This is a genomic window from Allobosea sp. TWI1241 (assembly GCF_039673065.1).
Taxonomy (GTDB): domain Bacteria; phylum Pseudomonadota; class Alphaproteobacteria; order Rhizobiales; family Beijerinckiaceae; genus Allobosea.
In genome coordinates this window covers 66,766-85,097 of the sequence record NZ_JBDJKW010000010.1, presented here as the reverse complement: position 1 = coordinate 85,097, position 18,332 = coordinate 66,766, and the positions used below count along the sequence as shown (strand labels likewise).

Annotated in this window: 15 protein-coding genes; 5 read left to right on the top strand and 10 right to left on the bottom strand. The window is 70.7% G+C overall.

Annotated features, from left to right (window positions below):
* Positions 1 to 17 precede the first annotated feature (17 nt).
* The 5 genes from ABE438_RS14115 to ABE438_RS14095 all read right to left on the bottom strand — a co-directional run bounded on the left by ABE438_RS14115 (position 18) and on the right by ABE438_RS14095 (position 6,110).
* A complete protein-coding gene (locus tag ABE438_RS14115; RefSeq protein ID WP_346503273.1) occupies positions 18 to 779 on the bottom strand; it encodes a F0F1 ATP synthase subunit A in 762 nt (253 codons plus the stop codon).
* 46 nt (positions 780 to 825) lie between these two features.
* Positions 826 to 1,176: an AtpZ/AtpI family protein gene (locus ABE438_RS14110; RefSeq protein WP_346503272.1), complete on the bottom strand. Its 351-nt coding sequence runs from the start codon at positions 1,174 to 1,176 to the stop codon at positions 826 to 828.
* A 221-nt stretch (positions 1,177 to 1,397) separates the two neighbouring features.
* The gene (locus ABE438_RS14105; protein ID WP_346503271.1) at positions 1,398 to 4,853 is read right to left on the bottom strand and encodes a chromosome segregation SMC family protein; all 3,456 of its coding nucleotides are present in this window, start codon (positions 4,851 to 4,853) and stop codon (positions 1,398 to 1,400) included.
* A gap of 56 nt (positions 4,854 to 4,909) precedes the next feature.
* Positions 4,910 to 5,530 (bottom strand): DsbA family protein, encoded by a 621-nt coding sequence (locus tag ABE438_RS14100; protein WP_346503270.1) that lies wholly within the window; start codon positions 5,528 to 5,530, stop codon positions 4,910 to 4,912.
* A gap of 73 nt (positions 5,531 to 5,603) precedes the next feature.
* On the bottom strand, positions 5,604 to 6,110 hold the full coding sequence (locus ABE438_RS14095; RefSeq protein WP_346503269.1) for a DUF721 domain-containing protein: 507 nt from the start codon (positions 6,108 to 6,110) through the stop codon (positions 5,604 to 5,606).
* Between the two features lie 198 nt (positions 6,111 to 6,308).
* Between ABE438_RS14095 and ABE438_RS14090 the strand changes: the two genes are divergently transcribed.
* Positions 6,309 to 7,295 carry a sensor domain-containing protein gene (locus ABE438_RS14090; protein ID WP_346503268.1) on the top strand — a complete coding sequence of 329 codons (987 nt, stop codon included), beginning with the start codon at positions 6,309 to 6,311 and terminating at the stop codon, positions 7,293 to 7,295.
* Positions 7,292 to 8,359, top strand: coding sequence for an A/G-specific adenine glycosylase (gene mutY, locus ABE438_RS14085; RefSeq protein ID WP_346503267.1), 1,068 nt, complete (start codon positions 7,292 to 7,294; stop codon positions 8,357 to 8,359). The genes ABE438_RS14090 and mutY overlap by 4 nt, the downstream gene beginning before the upstream one ends.
* A gap of 22 nt (positions 8,360 to 8,381) precedes the next feature.
* Here the strand turns inward: mutY and ABE438_RS14080 are convergent, their stop codons facing one another.
* From ABE438_RS14080 to ABE438_RS14070, 3 genes are all read right to left on the bottom strand, one after another.
* Positions 8,382 to 9,584, bottom strand: a complete 1,203-nt coding sequence (locus ABE438_RS14080; protein WP_346503266.1) for a site-specific DNA-methyltransferase — start codon at positions 9,582 to 9,584, stop codon at positions 8,382 to 8,384.
* A gap of 275 nt (positions 9,585 to 9,859) precedes the next feature.
* Positions 9,860 to 10,480, bottom strand: a complete 621-nt coding sequence (locus ABE438_RS14075) for a ribonuclease HII (protein ID WP_346503265.1) — start codon at positions 10,478 to 10,480, stop codon at positions 9,860 to 9,862.
* Positions 10,481 to 10,571: 91 nt separating this feature from the next.
* Positions 10,572 to 11,750 carry a PA0069 family radical SAM protein gene (locus tag ABE438_RS14070; protein ID WP_346503264.1) on the bottom strand — a complete coding sequence of 393 codons (1,179 nt, stop codon included), beginning with the start codon at positions 11,748 to 11,750 and terminating at the stop codon, positions 10,572 to 10,574.
* A gap of 122 nt (positions 11,751 to 11,872) precedes the next feature.
* Here ABE438_RS14070 and ABE438_RS14065 point away from each other — a divergent pair, with 122 nt between their 5' ends.
* Entirely contained in the window at positions 11,873 to 12,367 is a 495-nt protein-coding gene (locus ABE438_RS14065; RefSeq protein WP_346503263.1) for a glycosyltransferase family A protein, read from the top strand.
* A 30-nt stretch (positions 12,368 to 12,397) separates the two neighbouring features.
* On the opposite strand, the gene ypfJ is transcribed toward ABE438_RS14065, so the two are convergent.
* Together ypfJ and ABE438_RS14055 are read right to left on the bottom strand one after the other, a co-directional pair.
* Entirely contained in the window at positions 12,398 to 13,273 is an 876-nt protein-coding gene (ypfJ, locus tag ABE438_RS14060; protein ID WP_346503262.1) for a KPN_02809 family neutral zinc metallopeptidase, read from the bottom strand.
* A gap of 174 nt (positions 13,274 to 13,447) precedes the next feature.
* Entirely contained in the window at positions 13,448 to 14,242 is a 795-nt protein-coding gene (locus tag ABE438_RS14055) for a uracil-DNA glycosylase (protein WP_346503261.1), read from the bottom strand.
* Positions 14,243 to 14,418: 176 nt separating this feature from the next.
* Between ABE438_RS14055 and ABE438_RS14050 the strand changes: the two genes are divergently transcribed.
* Entirely contained in the window at positions 14,419 to 16,098 is a 1,680-nt protein-coding gene (locus ABE438_RS14050) for an electron transfer flavoprotein-ubiquinone oxidoreductase (protein WP_346503260.1), read from the top strand.
* A gap of 454 nt (positions 16,099 to 16,552) precedes the next feature.
* Complete coding sequence (locus tag ABE438_RS14045) at positions 16,553 to 18,328, top strand: tetratricopeptide repeat protein (RefSeq protein ID WP_346503259.1); 1,776 nt, start codon at positions 16,553 to 16,555, stop codon at positions 18,326 to 18,328.
* The last annotated feature ends 4 nt before the right edge of the window (positions 18,329 to 18,332 follow it).

Sequence of the window (18,332 nt, the reverse complement as noted above, 5' to 3'; positions counted from 1 at the left end):
CGATACCTGCGTGGCCGTCAGTGGCCGGGATGCAGGGCATCGTTGAGATAGACGCAGGTCAGGATCGCGAAGACATAGGCCTGCAGGAAGGCGACGAGGAACTCGAAAGCCGTGAGCGCGATCGCCAGCAGCATCGGCAGCGGCGCCAGCACCATGCCGATGCCGAGCGAGCCGGTCAGCATCACGACGAAGCCGCCGAACACCTTGAGGGCCACGTGGCCGGCGAGCATGTTGCCGAAGAGACGCAGGCTCAGCGAGATCGGGCGCGAGACGAAGGACACCGCCTCGATCAGCACCATGAAGGGCAGCAGCCAGCCCGGCGCGCCCTTCGGCACGAACAGGCCGAAGAAGTGGCTGCCATGCTTGGCGATGCCGTACACCAGCACCACGCCGATCACCAGGAAGGCGAAGGCGGCGGTGACGACGATGTGGCTCGTGACGGTGAAGGAGCCCGGGATCATGCCGAGCAGGTTCGCCGTCAGCACGAACATGAAGAGCGAGAAGACGAAGGGGAAGAAGCGCATCCCCTCCTTGCCCATCACGCCGGTGACCGTCGAGGCGACGAACTCATAGGCCATCTCGGCGAGCGACTGCAGGCGGCCGGGGACGACCGCGCGCTGGCTCGAGCCGTAGATCATCAGGCCGGTGACGACCGCGACCGTCAGCGCCATGAACAGGGACGAGTTGGTGAAGGAGAGGTCGAGATTGCCGAGCCTCAAGCCGACGAGGGGCTTGAGCTCGAATTGGTGGATCGGATCGATACCGCCGCCGGCCGCCATTCTCACACCCTCTTCACGCGGCCTCATCGCGCCGCAAAAGCCATCTTCAATCCTTGGGAGCCTGCCGCGTCCGTTCCACGGTCGGGCGCGCCCCCAATCGGTAGACCGAGCGGAAACCGGCAATGGTCCCGACCGCCAGGAAGGCGATCAGCAGGAACGGCGACGTCCCCAACCACCGATCTCCCAGATACCCGATCAGGGCACCTGCGATGACGCCGCCGGTCAGATCCGCCGCCGCGCGCAAACCCGACGACAGGGCCCCGCTCAGGGCCTTGTCGTCTCCCGACGCCTTCGCTTCGGCCTCTTCGGCCTTGGCGGTCTGCCGCAACGCGGAAGACAGCGAGTCGAGTCTCGCCCGCAACTCAGGATCCGTGGCGTTTTTCTCCGGGTCGGACATGCAAAAGGCCTCTTCTGTGATCGCAATGGTGCGCGATCGCGGCAAAAACCTTCGCAGCCTCGTCCCGGCCCGCTCATCGAGCCATCGTCAGCACGGCCTCCTTTATTGCCCGCCCCGGATGCTGTCAAGGCGGGTCGATTGGTTATAACTCTTTGAAATAACGCGATATTTGGCGTGCATGCGACATTTTTGCCGCATTGCGGGACGGATTCTGCCGGGATTCACGCCACTTCGCGGATGCGTTCGGCCGTGGCGAGGTCCACCGAGACCATCTGGCTGACGCCGCGCTCGGCCATGGTGACGCCGAACAGCCGGTCCATCCGGGCCATGGTGATCGGGTTGTGCGTGATCAGGATGAAGCGCGTCGCGGTGCTGCGCGCCATCTCGTCGAGCAGATCGCAATAGCGCTCGACATTGGCGTCGTCGAGCGGCGCGTCGACCTCGTCGAGCACGCAGATCGGCGAGGGATTGGTCAGGAACACTGCGAAGATCAGCGCGGTCGCGGTCAGCGCCTGCTCGCCGCCGGAGAGCAGCGTCATCACCTGTGGCTTCTTGCCCGGCGGGCGGGCGATGATCTCCAGCCCGGCCTCGAGCGGATCGTCCGAATCGACCAGCGAGAGCTCGGCCGTGCCGCCGCCGAACAGCACCCCGAAGAGATGGCGGAAATGCCCGTCGACGATCTCGAAGGCCGCCAGAAGCCGCTCGCGTCCCTCGCGGTTGAGCGCGCCGATCGCGTGGCGCAGCCGCCGGATCGCCTCGGTGAGGTCGTCGCGCTCGGCGGAGAGGCCGCTGCGCCGGCCCTGGATCTCGGCGAGCTCATCCTCGGCGCGCAGATTGACCGCGCCGAGACGGTCGCGCTCGGCCTTGAGCCCGGCAAGCCGGCGCTCGACCTCGTCGGCTTGGGGAAGGGGCTCGTCGGCGCGCAGGGCGGCCATCGGGCGCAAACCGGCGACATCGCTGTCGAGATCCTCGGCGATGCGCTGCAGGACGGTGGCGAGGCGCTGCGCAGCGGCTTCGAGACGGGCCTCGGCCCCGGCGCGGGCCTCGCGGGCGGCGGACAGGGCGTCCAGCGCGGCGCGCGCCTGCCCGTCCGCCTGCGCCTGCGCCGCCTCGCCTTCGGCCAGCCGGGCGGCGGCCTGCATGCGGGCGGTCTCGGCCGCCTCGATCGCGGCGAGCAGCCGGCGGCGCTCGACCAGATAGGTGTCGGGAGCGCCCAGCAGGCGCGTGTGCTCTTCGGTCGCCTCGGCGATTCGCGTCGTGATCTGCGTTGTGGCCTCGGCGCTGCCGGCGGCACGCTGGCGCCAGGCCGCGATCTCGCGGGCGATGGCCGCGCGGCGGTCGGCGCGCAATTCGCTCTCGCGGGCCCGCGTCTGCATCCGGGCGCGCGCCTCCGACGCCGCCTGCCGGCGTTCGGCGAGATCGGCGCGGGCCGCGAGCATGGCGGCGTCCAGCGCCGGGGCGGCGGCGAGCGCCTGCCGCTCGCCCTCGGCCTGGGCGATTTCGGCGCGGATTACGGCGATGGCGCGCCCGAGGCGACCGCTCGCCTCCGCCAGCGCCGAGCGGCGGGCCGAGAGTCGCGCATCCTGACGTTCGGCCAGCGCCAGCGCCTCCCGGGCCCGGTCGAGCCCGGCCCGGGCGCCGCGGACGGACTCCAGCGCAGCGGCCTCGGCCGCCGTCGCGTCCTTGCTGCGCGCAGTCGCCTCCGCCAGCGCCTCGCCGGCGCGTGCCAGGGCGCCGCGGGCCTGCTCCGCCAGCGCTTCCAGCTCTGCCAGCCGGTTGCGCTCGGCCAGCCGTCGCGCCGCGGCGCTCGGGGCCTCGGCCGCGCTGGTGAAGCCGTCCCAGCGCCAGACGTCGCCCTCGCGCGAGACCAGACGCTGGCCCGGCCGCAGCCCGCCGCTGAGCCGTTCGCCATCTGCGCGCGCCACCAGGCCGATCTGGCGCAGGCGGCGCAGCAGCAGGGCGGGCGCCCGCACATACTCCGAGAGCGGTTCCGCGCCGGCCGGGAGCGGCGGGTCCTCGTCCCCGAGACCGGTATCGCGCCAATGCACCGGCGCTGCGGCATCGTCCGAGGCGTCTAGATCGTCGCCGAGCACCGCACCGAGCGCGGTTTCGAGCCCCTTGCCGGTCGAGACGTCGTCGAGCAGCGCGTGCCCGCCCTGGCCGGGCGCCGGGGCGAGAAGCTTGCGCAGCGTCGCGATCTCGGTCTCCAGCCGCTGCATGGCGCGGTCGGCCTGCGCCAGTGGCGCGCGCCGGCGGGTCTCCTCGTCGCGGGCTGCAGCGACCGTGCTGCGCGCCGCAGCCGCGGCGGCGTCCGCCTCGGCCAGGGCCAGCGTCGCCGTGGCGACCGCCTCGCGCAGCGCGGCGAAGCCCTTGCCGCCGCCTTCCGCGGTCAGGGAGGCGGCCTCGGCCTCGACCTGCGCCAGCTCAGTGGCGCTGCGGCGCTCGCGCTCGCCGGCGTCGCGCAGCGTTTTCTCCACGGCGGCACGCCGGGCCGCCTGCTCGGCGAGGCGGGTCTGGAGCGCGCCATGGGCGGCCTCGCTCTGCGCCAGCGCCGCCTCGGCCGCCGTCAGCGTCGCCGCGATATCCTCATCCGATTCCGCCCCTGCCTGCGCCTCGCGCGCCAGGGCGTCGTCCTCGGCCGCGAGCCGGGCGAGGCTGTCGGCAGCGTCGGTGCCGAGCCGCGCCTGCGCCTCACGGTCGGTCGCCAGCTCGGACAGCCTCTTGGCCAGTTCCTCGACGCGGCGCTTGGCCCGGCGGTTCTCGGCCTCGATCTCGTCGAGCCCGCGCTGCAGCCGCACCAGTGCCGCGGCCGCCGCGGCGTCAGCCTCGCGCAGGCCGGGCATTGCATGGGCCGCGATCGCCTGGAGCCGGGCCGCGTCCGCCTGTGCCGCGTTGCGCTGCTCCATCGCGGCGCTGGCCTCGTCGAGCAGGCGGCGGGCGGTCTCGCGCTGCGAGCGCGCCTCGGCTTCGGCGATCAGGGCCAGCACGGCCTCGGCGCGGCGGATCTCCGCGGCCACCGTGCGATAGCGCCCGGCCTGTCGCGCCTGGCGCTGCAGCGAATCGAGCTGCCCGTCGATCGCGGTGAGCACGTCCTCCAGCCGGGTGAGATTATCCTCGGCGCCGCGCAGACGCAGCTCCGCTTCGTGACGGCGGCTGTAGAGTCCCGCGATGCCGGCGGCGTCTTCCAGGATGCGCCGGCGCGATTGCGGCCGCGCGGCGATCAGGTCGCTGATCTGGCCCTGGCGCACCAGCGCCGGCGAGCGGGCGCCCGTCGCCGCGTCGGCGAAGAGCAGTTGCACGTCGCGCGCCCGCACCTCCTTGCCGTTGACGCGGTAGGTCGAGCCCTCGGCGCGCTCGATGCGCCGGGTGACCTCGAGCACGTCGCTGTCGTTGAAGGCGGACGGGGCTTTGCGGTCGGCATTGTCGAGGGTGAGGGCGACCTCGGCCATGTTGCGGGCCGGACGCTCGGCCGAGCCGGCGAAGATCACGTCGTCCATGCCGGCGCCGCGCATGTTCTTGAACGAGCTTTCGCCCATCACCCAGCGCAGGGCTTCCACCAGATTGGACTTGCCGCAGCCATTGGGGCCGACGATGCCCGTCAGCCCCGGCTCGATCGGAAACTCCGTCGGTTCGACGAAGGTCTTGAACCCCGCGAGCCTGAGGCGCGTCAGCTGCATCGGCGCGTCTCGGGCGGGGCGTCTGGACAGGCGGGAGGCAAGGCCACCCGCCGGGCTCAGCTGCCGACCAGCGGCGCCAGGATCTTGTCGAACTCGGCCATGCTGAGCGCGCCCGAGCGCTTCTGCCCGTTGATGAAGAAGGTCGGGGTGGAATCGACGCCGGCCTGCGTGCCGCCTTCCTTGACCTTGTTGACCGCGTCGTAGAGGTCCTGGCGCTGCAGGCAGGCGTTGAAGGATGCCTCGGTGTAGCCGGCCTGCTTGACGAGGTTCTGCAGCGCCACGCGCGGGTTTTCGGTGAAGGCCCAGTTGCGCTGCTGGTCGAACAGCAGGTCGGTCATCGCGTAGTATTTGTCGTTGCCGTTGCAGCGGGCGAGCATGAAGCCGGCGGTGGCGTAGGGGTCGAGCGGGAACTCGCGCAGCACGAAGCGCACCTTGCCCGTGTCGATGTACTTGGCCTTCAGCGCCGGCCAGGTGTCGCGGTGGAAGGTGGCGCAGTGGCCGCAGGTCAGCGAGGCGTATTCGACGATCGTGACCTTGGCGTCGGGGCTGCCCAGCCAGACGTCGCCCATCGGGTTGGCCGTGCCGGGCACGGTCTGCGCCAGCGCGCCACGGACGGAGAGGACGGGCGCGAGCGCCAGGCTGGCAGTGCCGAGCAGGATGGTGCGGCGGCTGGTCATCGATGCAATTCCTGATGGTGTCGACTGGGTGCGGACCATAGTGGCGCGCAGGATTGTGGCAAGATCGGTTCGGTCACATGCCGTCACGAAGCCGTGTCTTCGCGGCGCTGCGATGCCGCGACAGCACGCCCCGGCCGAGCCGCGCCAGCGCCGCGCGCAGGCCGTCACCGGTGACCGCAGTGGTCAACTGCTCGATGCGCGCCAGCGCGGCGGGGTCGAGCGGCGGTGGTGGCGGCGCGGCGGGCGGCGGCGCCACCGGCCCCTGCTTCAGTACCAGCTTGCCGACCGCGCGCCAGCCGAGATGGGTGTTGACCCGCTCGATCACCAGCGGGCCGAGCTGCTGCATCTCCAGCGCGAAGGCGCCTTCGACCCGCACCACCAGCGTCGCGGGATCGGCGACCTCGCCCGGCGCATTGCGCCGGCGCGGCCAGTCGATCTTGAGCGGCCGCGTCCGGTCGGCCAGGCGCTCGCCGACGATCTCGGGCCAGAAGGCCACGACGGAACGGCCGGCGAAGCCCTGCGCGGCGAGCGCGGGAGCCAGGCAGTCTTCCACCAGATCGGCGAGGGGTTTGGGCGCCATCGCGGTATCTGCGCCCGCCGGGCCGGCGGGTGCAAGAGCCGATTGCAACGGGCGATTGCGACAGCCGATAGGAAGAGCCGATCTGCGGTGGATTGCAGCCGCCGGCTTCAGCGAACGTTAAGAGGGCAGGCGCGACCATCGCCCGGTCTCCACCGTCGGCGCCGTCGCGCCCGGCCCTGATGAACCGGCTTAGCGTCCATGGTCTCGAAGGAAGTCATCGATCTCGTGCTCGACGATCTGTTCGAGCTGTCGCCGGTGGCCTTCTCGCTGTCCACGATCGACGAGCAATCCCGCTACCTAAAGGTCAACCGGGCCTATCTGGCCCTGGTCGGCCGGGATTGCGGCGAGGTGCTGGGCCGTCCGCTCTGCCAGGATCTGCCCTATGCCATGGACGATCCGGCCCGGATGCGCCGCATGGCCCTGCTCGACGGCCAGGGCCATTACGAGCAGGCCGAGATCGACATGCTGCATGTCAGCGGCCGCATCGTCCCGACCCTGATCAGCGCCCAGCGCCGCCGCGTCCATGGCGAGAGCGTCGATATCGAGATCGTCACCGACAATGCGCAGCGCAAGGCCTTCGAGCGGTCGCTGCTCGACGCCGCCCTGCGCGATGCCATGACCGGGCTGCACAACCGGGCCGCCTTCGAGAGCCATCTCGCCCGGGTGCTGGCCGAGCGGCGCGGCGAGCGCGTCCTCCTCGCCTATATTGACCTCAACGGCTTCAAGGCGGTCAACGACCGCTACGGCCACGCCATCGGCGACGAGGTGCTGCGCGTCGTCGCCGGCCGGCTCGAGGCCTGGCGCGGCTGCGGCGATCTCGTCGCGCGCCTCGGCGGCGACGAGTTCGCCGTGGTCTCGCGCCATGACGCGGGCGACGATCTCTCGCTCGCGCGCTACCGGGCGCTCGGGGCCCGCATCGCCGAGCCGATCGCCATCGGCGAATGCGCGCTGCAGGTCGGGGCCGCGATCGGCGTGGCCGAAGCGCCTTCGCGGACGACCGTCGACGCGCTGCTCGGCCAGGCCGACATGCTGATGTACGCCGCCAAGGCCGGCGGCGAGCCGGTCGCCCTGCGGGCGCGGCTGGCGTGCCCCGCCGGTCTGGCACCGAGTTTCCCCGGTCCGCATGGCGAGCCGGTTCCGCTTCTGCTTGCAGGCGGATGGGGCCGCGCTAAACCGGGGGCATGAGCGCCTCCGCCCGTCCCGACGCCGCCGACCTCCTCGCCTGGTACGACCGCCACCGCAGGGTGCTGCCCTGGCGGGCGCTGCCCGGCGAGCAGGCCGATCCCTATCGCGTCTGGCTCTCGGAGATCATGCTCCAGCAGACCACGATCGCGGCGGTAAAGCCCTATTTCGAGCGCTTCCTCGCCCGCTTTCCCAGCGTCGAGGCGCTAGCTGCGGCGCCGTCCGAGGCGGTGATGCAGGCCTGGGCCGGGCTCGGCTATTATTCCCGCGCTCGTAACCTCCACGCCTGCGCCCGCCTCGTCGCGGAGGCGCATCACGGGCGCTTCCCCGATACGGAAGAGGGGCTTCGCGCCCTTCCGGGGATCGGCGCCTACACCGCCGGGGCGGTCGCGGCGATCGCCTTCGGCCGGCCGGCGGCGGCCGTCGACGGCAATGTCGAGCGGGTGATCACCCGCCTGTTCGCCATCGACGCCGAGATGCCGGCGGCCAAGCCGCTGGTGCGCGAGCGGGTGCTCGCCCTGCTGCCGGCCGACAGGCCCGGCGATTTCGCCCAGGCGCTGATGGATCTCGGCGCCACGATCTGCTCGCCGCGCACGCCGGCCTGCGGACTCTGCCCCTGGATGGCGCCCTGTGCCGCGCGAGCGGCGGGCACGCAGGAAACCTATCCGCGCAAGGCGCCGAAGAAGACCGGTGCGACCCGCTATGGCGCCGCCTTCGTCGGCCGGCGCGAGGATGGTGCGGTGCTGGTGCGCACCCGGCCCGCCAAGGGGCTGCTGGGCGGGATGGTCGAGGTTCCGGGCAGCGCCTGGAGTGCCGATCATCGCGAGAGCGAGGCGCTGCGTCACGCGCCGCTCGCCGCGAACTGGCGCCGGGTGCCCGCACCGGTGCGCCATGTCTTCACGCATTTTCCGCTGGAACTGAGCGTCTATGCCGCGTCGCTGCCCATGGACGCGCTGGCGCCGGACGGCATGCGCTTCACGCCGTTCGCGCGGCTGGGCGAGGAAGCGTTTCCGACCGTCTTCCTCAAGGCGCTGGAAGCGGGGCTGGCGGCGCTGGGCGACCGCTAGCGGCAGGTCTCGCGGCGGCGGCTCAGGCCGCCGCCATCCGGGCGCGGATCTCGCCGCGCAGGCGGTCGATCAGCATGGCTTCGCCGTCGCGCTCGACATGCCAGAAGGTCCAGCCATTGCAGCTCGGAAGACCCTGCGCCAGCGCCCCGACCTTGTGGATCGAGCCGATGGCCGGGCCGAGCACCAGCGTGCCGTCGGCGCGGATCACCGCGCTGTGGCGCTGCTTCTCGTCGAACACCGTCTCGCCGGCCCTGACCAGCCCCGCCTCGATCAGCGAGAGGAAGGGCACGCGCGGCTCGCTGCGCTTCGAAGGCGCCGTCGAGAAGGCTTCCGGCGGCAGCGGCTCGACCGCGGCGATGCGCCGGCGGGCCGCCTGGGCGTAGCTCTGCTCGCGCTCGATGCCGATGAAGCGGCGGCCCAGCGCCTTGGCGACGGCACCGGTCGTCCCGGTGCCGAAGAACGGATCGAGCACCACGTCGCCGGGATTGCTGGCCGAGAGGAGAACGCGCGCCAGCAGCGATTCGGGCTTCTGGGTCGGGTGGACCTTGCTGCCCTTGTCGTCCTTCAGGCGCTCATCGCCGGTGCAGAGCGGCAGATACCAGTCCGAGCGCATCTGCAGGTCGTCATTGCCGCCCTTCAGCGCCTCGTAATGGAAGGTGTATTTCGACTGCGGGCCGCGGGCGGCCCATATCAGCGTCTCATGCGCATTGGTGAAGCGCCGGCCGCGGAAGTTCGGCATCGGATTGGCCTTGCGCCAGACGATGTCGTTCAGCATCCAGAAGCCGAGATCCTGCAGCGTCGCGCCGACGCGGAAGATGTTGTGGTAGGAGCCGATCACCCACAGCGCCCCGTCCGGCTTCAGCACGCGGCGGCAGGCGGTGAGCCAGGCGCGGGTGAAGGCGTCGTAATCGGCGAAGGAGGCGAACTTGTCCCAGTCGTCGTCGACGGCGTCGACGAGGCTGTCGTCCGGCCGGCGCAGATCGCCGCCGAGCTGGAGATTATAGGGCGGATCCGCGAAGATCAGGTCGACGCTCGCAGGCGGCAGGGCCTCGATCGCAGCGACGCAATCGCCGACGATCACCTGGTCGAGCGGCAACTCCGCGGAGATGCCCGTGAGGGTGGGAAGGCCCTTGGCCTTCATCCGGGCCCCCAGTGCTGGCCGTCCGGTACGCGAAACCTGAATCCGGACGGGAGCACTGGCGGTCCCGGTACGCGAGGTACTCATGACGCCAAGACCGTTACGCAACTTCAACGATCGCGATCTTGGCCGGACAGGGTAAAGGCGGAGTTTCCCGATTGAAAAAAATCTGTCCCGTTCTGGGGCTGCAGATTTTGCCTATTCCATTGTATTGATTGATGAATTCGACCTGATGGTTAAGGCGCGTTAAGGCTCTGCCGCCGGGTCGGGCGGGGCAGGCCGAAAACAGTGACGATTGGGTGCCGTCATGCGCGCCGCGCATGAAAGAACATGGTGCCGGTGCGCGCGCTCGGCGGCCTGCGTCAGCCCGCGGGCCGCGTCCAGACACCCTTGATCGGCGCGAAGGAATAGCGGTGGGCCGGGCAGGGGCCGTACGCCGTCAGCGCCGCGCGATGGGCGGCGGTGCCGTAGCCGGCATGCGCAGCGAAGCCATAGGCGGGGTGGACCAGCGCGAGCCGCGCCATCATCCGGTCGCGCATCACCTTGGCGACGATCGAGGCTGCGGCGACCGAGCAGAGCAGCCGGTCGCCGCCGATCACCGCCTCGCAGGCGCAGGGCAGCTCCGGCGGGTCGTTGCCGTCGACGAAGACCATGTCCGGTGGTTGCGGCAGGGCCGCGGCGGCGCGCCGCATCGCGAGCAGCGTCGCCTGGCGGATGTTGAGCCGGTCGATCTCGGCCGCCGAGGCGCTGCCGATGCCGACGCCCTCGGCACAATCGAGGATCTGGCCGAACAGCGCCTCGCGGCGGCGCGCGGTCAGCGTCTTGGAATCGCCGAGGCCGGGCGGGATCCGTGCCGGATCGAGCACCACGGCGGCGGCGACCACCGGCCCGGCCAGCGGTCCGCGGCCGACCTCGTCCATGCCGGCGACCCGAGCATGCCCGGCTGCCATCGCGGCCAGTTCGCGCTGGAAATCTGCTGCCATGGCGAGGCCTATGCCAGATCGTCCCGGCGCGGTCTGCATGGCCGGCCCGGCATCCACAGCAAGCGCGCGCGCGTGCCCGAACCGCTCCTGCTCAGAACAGGCTGAGCTGGGCCTTCTCACGCTCGGGCCGCAGGAACAGGTCGGTGCGCAGGCGCTGCCGGCTGGTGTTGAAGCCCAGCCGCTCGGCCGCCATCTCGAAGCGCCGCCCGATCATCCAGGCATAGGGACCGGTGCCGACCTGCCGCTGGCCCCAGGCCGCGTCGTAATCCTTGCCGTCGCGGGTCGAGCGGATCAGCGAGACGACATGGCGCAGCTTGTCGGGGTGATGGGTCAGCAGCCAGTCGTGCACCAGCTCCTTCACCTCGAGCGGCAGGCGCAGCAGCACATAGCCTGCCTCGCGGGCGCCGGCCGCGCGGGCGGAATCGAGGATGCGCTCGATCTCGTGCTCGTTGATCGCCGGAATGATCGGCGCGACCAGCACGGTGACCGGGATGCCGGCCTCGCTCAGCTTGCGGATCGTCTCCAGCCGCTTGGCGGGCGCGGCGGCGCGCGGCTCCATGGTGCGCGCCACCTTCGGGTCGAGCGTCGTCACCGAGAGCGCGACCTTGACCAGCCCCTTCGCCGCCATCGGCGCCAGAATGTCGATGTCGCGCTGGACCAGCGCCGACTTGGTAACGATGCCGACCGGATGGTTGAAGCGCGACAGCACTTCGAGGATGCCGCGCATGATCCGCAGCTTGCGCTCGATCGGCTGGTAGGCGTCGGTGTTGGTGCCGATCGCCATGGTCCGCGGCTGGTAGCCTGCCGCCGACAATTCCTTTTCCAGCAGCGCCGCGGCGTCGGGCTTGGCGGTCAGCTTGCTCTCGAAATCGAGCCCGGGCGACAGGCCGAGATAGGCGTGGCTCGGCCGCGCGAAGCAGTAGACGCAGCCATGCTCGCAGCCGCGATAGGGATTGATCGAGCGGTCGAACGAAATATCGGGCGAATCGTTGCGCGTGATGATGGTGCGCGCCTTCTCGACCGTCACCTCGGTCTCGAAGGGCGGCAGCTCGCCGAGCGAGCCCCAGCCGTCATCCGCCTCCTGGCGCTGCTCGCTCTCGAAGCGGCCGCCGGGGTTGAGCGTCGCGCCGCGCCCGCGGCGCCGCTCCGGGTCGATACGGTGGCCGGCATTGGCGAGCGGGTCGGTCGGCGCGACCTGCGGGGTGGCGAGGCTCCCGGCGACACGCTGGCGCTGCGGCTCCGGCCGCGCCGTGGGTCTGGTGAGAATCATGGCTGGGCTCCGCCCGTCTGGTATCTCCGTGACTGATGTGAACATATAGGGAACAAAATGCAAGGGGCCTGAGATCGGCCGTCGCCATTGCCGCATGCTGCGCTGCGGCATAGCCTAGCCGCATGATCACGGCCGTCATCCGTTCGACAGGCGATGCCGCGGCGCTGGCCGCGACGCTGGCCTTGCTGATTCCCGCCGTCGCGGAGGGCGTTCTCGGCCATGCCGTGCTGGTCGGCGATGCCGAGGACGACGTGGCGGCGCGCTTCGCCGACGAGACGGGCGCCAGCTATGTGCGAGCCGGGCCAGCCGCCGCCTGGCGGCAGGGGGCGGAGGCTGCGCGCGGCGACTGGCTGCTGCTGCTCGATGCCGGCGACCTGCCCGAGCCGCATTGGCTGGCGGCAATCGAGCGGCATCTGCTGGCGGCCCCCGGCGCGCCGGCGCTGCTGCCGCTTTCGGGCTTCGGCGCGCTGCCCGAGCGGCTCGCTCTCCTGCTCGCCGGCCGCGCCCTCAGGGCCGGCCTGCTCGCGCCGAAGCCGCAGATTCTCGCGGGCCGTCTGGCGCGCGTGCCCCGGCGCCTGCGCGTCCGGCGCGAGCGTGCCGCGGCCGGCGGCGTCTGAGCGGGCGCGGCGCCCGACTCTTTGCGCGGCTCAGAGATTGTCGGTGCGGAAGGTGTCGCAGCTCTGCAGCGAGCCAGAGCGGAAGCCGGCATTGAACCAGCGCATGCGCTGCGCCGAGGAGCCGTGCGTGAAGGAATCCGGCACCACCGTGCCGCGCCCGGCCTGCTGCAGCTTGTCGTCGCCGATCGCCTCGGCGGTACGCATCGCCTGCTCGATGTCGTTGGGCTCGATCCGGTCCATCGCCTTGACATTGTAGGCCCAGACGCCGGCGAAGCAGTCGGCCTGCAGCTCGACGCGCACCGAGAGCTGGTTCGATTCGCGCTCCGAGACGCGCTGGCGCAGCTCGTGGACCTTGGGCAGGATGCCGAGCAGGTTCTGGATGTGGTGGCCGACCTCGTGGCCGATCACATAGGCATAGGCGAACTCGCCGCCGCCGCCGAGCCGGCGCCGCATCTCCTGGAAGAAGGAGGTGTCGAGATAGACCCGCTGGTCGTTCGGGCAGTAGAACGGGCCCATCGCCGATTGCGCGGTGCCGCAGCCGGAACGGGTGACGCCGTCGAACATCACCAGGCGCGGCGCCTGATAGCGGCGGTTGCCCTGCTGCGGCAGCACCTTGGTCCAGACGTCCTCGTTCATCGCCAGCACGGTCGAGACGAAGCGGCCGATATCGTCCTTCGGCGGGCCGGAGCTCTGTTGTTGCGTCGGCGCGCCGCCGCCGAGGCCGCCGATCATCTCGGCGCCGCCGATCAGGATGCGCGGATCGATGCCGAGCGCCCAGCCGAGCAGGCCGAGCGCCACCATCGTGCCGATGCCGAGTCCGCCGCGCCCGCCCGGAACGCCGGCGAACTGGCCGCCGCCGCGGCGGTCTTCGAGATTGTCGGACTGGCGGTAATCGTCCCAACGCATCGAGAGAGTCCTGATCCTGAGGCCGCGCACCGGCCGGCTGGTCCCGGTGGGGCCGATCCGGCCGATATCAGATAGAGGCGCCAGCGTGAACGCATGCCGACCGCGCCGGTTCCGGCACTGTCCGCGAGCGGCCGGTGGAACTCAAGAGCGGTCGCGTGTGGAAAACGGCGCGCCTCAGCCGCCGTCGAGCGCCGCCTTCAGCGTGCGCAGGTCGCGCCAGGCCAGGCGCTTGTCGAGCGGCTTGCGCAGCAGATAGGCCGGGTGGAGCATCGGGATCGCCCGGATCATCCGGCTGCCGGTGTCGTAGTCCAGCCAGCGCCCGCGCGTGGCCATGATGCTGGTGACGCCGAGCAGGCCCTGCGCAGAGGGCTTGCCGATGCAGACCAGGAAGTCGGGATCGGCGAGCTGGATCTGGCGCTGGATGAAGGGCAGGCAGATCGCAACCTCCTGCGGCGTCGGCGTGCGGTTGCCGGGTGGGCGCCAGGGCACGGTGTTGGCGATGTAGACATGCTCCTTCCGCGTCAGGCCGATCGCCGCCAGCATGCGGTCGAGCAACTGGCCGGAGCGGCCGACGAAGGGCAGGCCGGCGCGGTCCTCGTCGGCGCCGGGTGCTTCGCCGACGATCATCACCCGGCCTTCGGGATTGCCGTCGGCGAAGCAGAGATTCTTGGCGGTGGCCTTCAGCGCGCAGCCTTCGAAGCCGGCGAGCGCGGTGCGCAGCGCCTCGAGCGTCTCGGCGGAGGAGGCGAGTTCGCGGGCGGTGACCGCGGCCTCGTCCGGCGGCGCGATCGCCACGACGGCCGGCTTGCGGATCTGTTGCTGGCCCTGGCCGGGCAGGCGCTCGGGCGCGCTGCGTACCGGCGCAGGCGCCGCGAAATGATCGTGCGGCGTTTCGTCCAACGCCTCGGTCACGCCCATCTCGGCGTACCAGGCGATCAGTTCGGCTGCGAGGGCGGCGTCCAGCGACATGCATGCATGATATCGCGCGTTCCGGCGCGATGCGAGGCTGTTCGCTGTTGCAAAAATACGCGGACGCCCGGATAGAGGGGTTCCAATCTGCCCGTGGCGAGCCCGGGCGCGATAGGCTAGTTTGTTTGCATACAAACAAACTGCCGGTTCGATCACGGCGCGGTTCGGAGGCCAGCATGAATCTCGAGGAAGCCCGGAGCACGCCGCGCGAGAGCATGGATTACGACGTCGTGATCGTCGGGGCGGGCCCGGCCGGCCTCGCGGCCGCGATCCGGCTGAAGCAGCTCGACGAGAACGTCTCCGTCGTGGTGGTCGAGAAGGGCTCCGAGGTCGGCGCCCATATCCTCTCGGGTGCGGTGATCGACCCGATCGGCCTCGACCGGCTGCTGCCGGACTGGCGCAGCGACGAGGCCCGGCCGCTGACCACCGAGGTCAGCGAGGACTTGTTCTACTTCCTCGGCCCGGCCGGCGGCGTGCGCCTGCCGAACTTCGCCATGCCGAAGCTGATGAACAATCACGGCAACTTCGTCGGCTCGCTCGGCCTGGTGGCGCGCTATCTCGCCGCGCAGGCCGAGGCGCTCGGCGTCGAGATCTATCCCGGCTTCGCCGCCGCCGAGCTGCTGTTCAACGAGGACGGCTCGGTCGCCGGCATCGCCACCGGCGATATGGGCATCGCCAAGGACGGCAGCGTCAGCGACCGCTTCACCCGCGGCATGGAGCTGCGCGGCCGCTACACCCTGCTGGGCGAGGGCGCCCGCGGCTCGCTCACCAAGATCGCGATGAAGCGCTTCGCGCTCGCCGAGGGGCGCGAGCCCCAGAAGTTCGGCATCGGCCTGAAGGAGATCTGGCAGGTCGCGCCGGAGAAGTTCCGCAAGGGGCTGGTGCAGCACTCCTTCGGCTGGCCGCTCGACATGTCGACCGGCGGCGGCTCCTTCCTCTATCATTTCGACGACAACCTGGTCTCGGTCGGCTTCGTCGTCCACCTCAACTACACCAACCCGACGCTCTCGCCCTTCGACGAGTTCCAGCGCTTCAAGACGCACCCGATGATCCGGGACGTCTTCGAGGGCGGCAAGCGCCTGGCCTATGGCTCGCGCGCCATCACCGAGGGCGGTTTCCAGTCGGTGCCGAAGCTGACCTTCCCGGGCGGGGCGCTGCTCGGCTGCGCCGCAGGCCTGGTCAACGTCCCGCGCATCAAGGGCAGCCACAACGCCATCCTGTCGGGCATGCTGGCGGCCGAGCATCTCGTGCCGGCGCTGCAGGCGGGCCGGGCCCATGACGAGGTCCGCGAGATCGAGGATGGCTGGCGCGTCTCCGAGATTGGCCGCGACCTGCGGCCGGTGCGCAACGTCAAGCCGCTCTGGTCGAAGTTCGGCACGATCGGCGGCGTCGTCCTCGGCGGCGTCGACATGTGGATGAACCAGCTCTTCGGCTGGTCGCCCTTCGGCACCATGGGCCACGGCAAGCCCGACCATGCCACGCTGAAGCCGATCGCCGAGGTCAAGCCGATCGTCTACCCGAAGCCCGACGGCAAGATCTCCTTCGACAAGCTCTCCTCGGTCTTCCTCTCGGCGACGAATCACGAGGAGGACCAGCCGGCGCATCTGAAGCTCGCCGATCCGAGCGTGCCGGTGACGCAGAACCTGCCGCTCTATGGCGAGCCGGCGCGGCTCTACTGCCCGGCGGGCGTCTACGAGATCGTCTACGAGAATCCCGAGGCCAAGACCGACCCGCGCTTCGTGATCAACGCGCAGAACTGCGTCCACTGCAAAACCTGCGACATCAAGGACCCGGCCCAGAACATCACCTGGACCGTGCCGGAAGGGGCGGGCGGCCCCAACTACTCGAACATGTGATCGACGCTCCGCCGACAGGCGTCTGACCGAAAGGCCGCGTGATCCGTCACGCGGCCTTTCGCGTCTTGGCAAGCTCGCCGGCCGGCGCGGCTCTCGGCGACAGGGCGCGACAGAGCGGTTCTCGCAGCCGCGAAGGCAACGCGCGTGCGGGCGGTGGTGACGGTGCGGGGCCCCGGGGCGCAGGCCTTACGCGGCGGCCGGATCAACTATCGAAACCGTCGCGCCGGAGCGTATTTCCAGGCGGAGAGACTTGCGCGGGTCTTGCGGCTGGATCGCGTTCGACAGTGTGGCCCAGCTGCCGCGCAGGCCGCTTTTGGGCCTTGGCGGCGTCGTTGCCGCACTTGTCCCGCTGCCCGGAAACGGCCATGGTGCGCGCTTAACCGGTCAGGCGCGGTTCGGTCGGCGGAACGGCTCCGGCGCAAGCTCGGGAGCGGGCCGAGGGAGTATGGCGAAGGTGAGGTTCAAGAGCGACGGCCGCAAGCATGGCGTCCTGCGGACGCTGGCTTTGCTGGCGATTCTCCATGCGGGTTCGCCCGCCTTCGCGCGCGACACAGCCGACGCCGACGACGAGCGTTTCGTGCCGGCCGAAAGCCTCGAGGGCAATTACCTCGCGGCCGTGGTCGCCGGCTCGGCGCGCGATCTCTCGGCCGCCTCGCTCTATCTGCGCGAGGCGATCCGCAACGATCCCCGCAACGAGGAATTGCTGGAGCGTGGCTTCATCGCCTTCCTCGCCGACGGCTCGATGCGCGACAGCTTCCGCGCCGCCGAGCAGCTGGTGCGCAACGATCCGACCAACGGGCTGGCCCAGCTGGTGCTCGGCGTGCGGGCGATCGGCCAGAAGCAGTACGGGACGGCGCGCCGCCATTTCCAGCGCGGCGGCCGTGGCCGGGCGGCGGACCTGACCGCGACCTTGCTCGCCGCCTGGGCGCATCAGGGCTCGGGCCAGACCAAGAGCGCTCTCGACACGGTCGAGCGGCTGCGCGGCGAGCCGAGCTTCGACCGCTTCCGCGATTTCCATTCCGGCCTGATTCTCGACGTCGCCGGGCGTCGCAAGGAGGCGGCCCGCCGGCTCCAGGCGGCCTATGAGGCCGAGAAGACCAATCTGCGCCTCGTCGATCTCTGGGCCCGCTTCCAGGCGCGCCAGGGTGACCGCAAGGCGGCGCTGGCGACGCTCGACGAGTACGAGCGCACTGTCCGCCCCGACCATCCGATCGTGAAGGCCGAGCGCGAGCGGCTGCTGGCCGACCAGCCCCTGCCGCGCGGCGTCGCCAATGTGCAGGAGGGCGCCGCCGAGGTGCTCTACGGTCTCGCCAGCGCCGGCATCATGCAGGGCGACGAGGCGACCGCGCTGCTCTACCTCCAGCTCGCCGTGCATCTCGACCCGGGCCACGATCTCGCCGTGCTGACGCTGGGCGACATCCTAGAGCGCGCCAAGCAGACCGCCGACGCCGTCGAGGTCTACCGCAAGATGCCGGCCACCTCGGCGCTGAAGCCGGTCGCCGACATCCAGATCGGGCTTGGCCTCGAATCGCTCGGGCGCTCGGAAGAGGCGGTGAAGCATATGGAGGCGCTGATCGCGGCGCGTCCGGACGACATCGACGCGATCTCTGCGCTCGGCAACATCTATCGCTCGCGCAAGCAGTTCGCCGAGGCCGCCGCGGCCTATGACAAGGCGGTGGCCAAGCTGCCGTCGCCGCCGGAACGCAGCCAGTGGTCGTTGTTCTACGCGCGCGGCATCGCCTACGAGCGCACAAAGCAGTGGAGCAAGGCCGAGGCGGACCTGCGCAAGGCGCTGGAGCTGCTGCCGGAATCGCTTGGCCGCGAGCGCGCGCTGGTGCTGAACTATCTCGGCTATTCGCTGGTCGACCAGCACATGAAGCTCGATGAGGCGCTCGGCATGCTGCGCCGCGCCGTCGAGCTGCGCCCGCGCGACGGCTACATCACCGATTCGCTCGGCTGGGCCTTCTACCGGCTCGGCCGCTTCGACGAGGCGGTGGTCGAGCTCGAGCGCGCGGTCGAGCTGCGCCCGGCCGATCCGGTGATCAACGATCATCTTGGCGACGCCTACTGGCGCACCGGCCGCGAGCGCGAGGCCCGCTTCCAGTGGAACCATGCCCGCGATCTCGGGCCGGAGCCCGAGGACAAGCCGAAGATCCTTCGCAAGATCGAGAAGGGCCTCGACGACGGTCCCTCGGCGAATGCGGCGGAGCCGAAGAAGGAGGGAGGCTGAGCCT